We start from the raw sequence: 2,979 nt of genomic DNA on the forward strand, positions 1-2,979 counted from the left end.
GACGATGTGATTGTCGGCAGCAAGTTTAATGACGAATTAAGCTCCGGCACAGACGGCAGGGATGTGATTTACGGCATGGACGGCGACGACATTATCCGAGACGAAGGCACGACCTACTGGGGCAACGAATGGTCTTCAGACGACAAACTGTACGGCGGAAACGGCAATGACAAACTGTATGCGCGGGTCGGAGCCGATTACCTCGACGGCGGCGCAGGTGACGATTATCTGGAAGGCGGAGACGGGCGCGATACCTATGTCTTCGGCAAAGGATACGGACACGACACCATTTTCGACTTCGGTTTCGATATCGACGAAGAATTCAATCCCACCTCCATCAGCAACGCCGTAAAATTTACCGGCGGCTTGACATTGGATGACTTGAATATTTCCGTGACCCCGGGCTACGACAAAACCGGCATCGACTACACGCCCGATCCGTTTGACTACACCATCAACCCCCGTCTGAACGGCAACACATGGACCGTTTCCATCAAAGGCAGCAATGACGTATTGACGATTAAAAACCAAATGGGTTCGCAAGGCGCCATATCCGAGTTCCAATTCGACAACGGCACATACAGCACGGAACAAATCATCGAACATTTCGGCTTGAAAGTATCCCATGTCCGCAAAGACGGCACGATTATTCAATACCTGAATGACGACAGCGATACCTTTGAGCAACGGCTGTACGAAGGCTCCAACCGCATTATCCACGGTACCGACAACGGCGATACCGTCAGCGTTTCAGGCAACTACGGCGGCAAAACCACCTTTATCGGCGGCAGCGGCGACGATACCGTCAAAGTCGGACACGACAGCACCATTGATGCCGGCGCAGGCAATGACACCATTTCCGGCGGCAGCTATGCCAATACAATTACATTCGGCAAAGGCAGCGGGCATGACAAATTGTCACTAAACGCAAGCGGCGAGGACAATACCGTATTGTTCTCAGGCAATCTGACGCTGAAAGACATCGATTTGGAAATCAATAAAGCAGGAAACAACAAAGAGAACTGGGTGGTCAAACTCAAAGGCAGCGACGACACCCTGACCGTCTTGGATGCCGTCCACTCCTCAGATGGCGGCGATACCGTAGACGCGTTCAAGTTTGCCGCCTCAGGCGAAACATACAGCATGTCGCAATTCCTGACTGCTTTGGGACACGATACCGCCCATCAAGGCGTTTTGTAAGCTTCACAAAGCAATAAGGCAGCATTGTCGATTGATTTGTTTTTTCAGACGACCCCTGAAGGATTAGGGGTCGTCTGAAACTTTATTGTGTGACCATAGACGATAAAGAGGAAACAGCCCATCTGATTTTGACTGGGTTGTTTGGGGAACAGGGTAAAGTAAGAATATGATTGATGTTCAAAAATAAGGAATAAACCGATGAAGCATATATTATTAGTGGCTGCCATGATTTTAAGCAGTTTCGCTAACGCAAATGAAATGAGCAATCCTTGTGCCTATCATCCTGATTTGCCGGGATGCGCGGGCAATAACCGACCGATGGGACAGGGAGGTAGGGTAATTAATATTCCGAACCGTTGGGGGGCGATTTATTTTAATCCGGTCAATCGTGCGGTAGGCTATTCTGAGAATAATACCGAAGGTTATCGTTCGGCTAATAAGGAAGCATTGGAAAGCTGTATTAAAGCTGGAGGTGGAAAAAATCCTATTGCCCGTGACGGAAAAGGCTGTCGGTTGAAACACGAATACCGTAATATCTGTGCTGCTATTGCAGTTGGTGGTAAAGAAGAAGGTAAAGGAGGAACTGGAACCGCTGGAGATGATGATGTGGAAATTGCCAAAGAACTTGCGCTGAAAGGATGCAGCAAACATTCCAATGAATGTGTTATCCGTTACTCTGGCTGTTCTCGTCATCCTGATTACCGCTATTAAGTGATTTTATTTTTCAGACGACCCCCGAAGGATTAAGGGTCCTTGGATTCGGATTTCAAGTGCAACACTAGGGTACCAGTGGTTGGAACAGATTCAAGAATAAAACACTTGGCGTTTCGTAGCCAAGTGTTTTTCTTGGCCGGTGGTTCAACTCATCTTGAACCCTGCGTATCTCCCGATCGCTGATATTTCGGAAATCGGTTTGTTTGGGGAAATATTGTCGGATGAGTCCGTTGGTGTTCTCATTCAGCCCTTTTTCCCACGAATGGTAAAGGCGGCAAAAATAGGTTTCCGCCTTTAATGCTTTGGCTATTTTGGTGTGTTGGTAGAACTCTTTGCCGTTATCCATGGTGATGGTGTGGACTCTGGCTTTATATGCCCTTAATACCCTAATGACTGCCCGGGCAGTATCTTCGGCCTTTAAGTTATCCAATTTACAGATGATGGTGTAGCGGGTAACACGTTCGACTAGGGTCAATAATGCGCTTTTCTGATCTTTGCCGATGATGGTGTCGGCCTCCCAATCGCCGATACGGGTTTTTTGGTCGACGATGGCGGGTCGGTTTTCTATGCCGACGCGGTTGGGCACTTTGCCTCTGGTCCATGTGCTGCCGTAGCGTTTGCGGTAGGGTTTGCTGCATATTCTGAGATGTTGCCACAAAGTGCCGCCGTTGCTTTTGTCTTGGCGGAGGTAGCGGTAAACGGTGCTGTGATGGAGTGTGATCCCGTGGTGTTTATGCAGGTAGGCGCATACTTGTTCGGGACTGAGTTTGCGGCGGATAAGGGTGTCGATGTGTTGAATCAGCTGCGAATCGAGTTTATAGGGTTTTCGCTTACGCTGTTTGGTCAGCCGGCTTTGCCTTTGGGCTTTATCGGCGCTGTATTGCTGCCCTTGGATGCAGTGCCGCTTGATTTCGCGGCTGATGGTGCTTTTGTGGCGGTTGAGCTGTTTGGCGATTTCTGTGACGGTACAGTGGCGGGACAGGTATTGGATATGGTATCGTTCGTCTTGGGTCAGTTGTGTGTAGTTCATGGCAATCTTTCTTGCAGGAAAGGCCGTATGCTACC

3 protein-coding genes are annotated in these 2,979 nt (G+C 49.1%); 2 read left to right on the forward strand and 1 reads right to left on the reverse strand.

Annotation, left to right across the window (positions count from 1 at the left end; all coding sequences use genetic code 11):
- Together HMPREF1051_RS02115 and HMPREF1051_RS02120 are read left to right on the forward strand one after the other, a co-directional pair.
- Positions 1–1,200 (forward strand): calcium-binding protein (locus HMPREF1051_RS02115; protein WP_003763749.1); only part of this gene is annotated, 1,200 nt, incomplete at its 5' end.
- A 198-nt stretch (positions 1,201–1,398) separates the two neighbouring features.
- Complete coding sequence (locus tag HMPREF1051_RS02120; protein ID WP_003763748.1) at positions 1,399–1,911, forward strand: DUF4189 domain-containing protein; 513 nt, start codon at positions 1,399–1,401, stop codon at positions 1,909–1,911.
- 67 nt (positions 1,912–1,978) lie between these two features.
- Here the strand turns inward: HMPREF1051_RS02120 and HMPREF1051_RS02125 are convergent, their stop codons facing one another.
- Positions 1,979–2,944 carry an IS30 family transposase gene (locus tag HMPREF1051_RS02125; RefSeq protein WP_003763746.1) on the reverse strand — a complete coding sequence of 322 codons (966 nt, stop codon included), beginning with the start codon at positions 2,942–2,944 and terminating at the stop codon, positions 1,979–1,981.
- Positions 2,945–2,979 lie beyond the last annotated feature (35 nt).

It is taken from the genome of Neisseria sicca VK64, from assembly GCF_000260655.1.
Classification (GTDB): domain Bacteria; phylum Pseudomonadota; class Gammaproteobacteria; order Burkholderiales; family Neisseriaceae; genus Neisseria; species Neisseria sicca_B.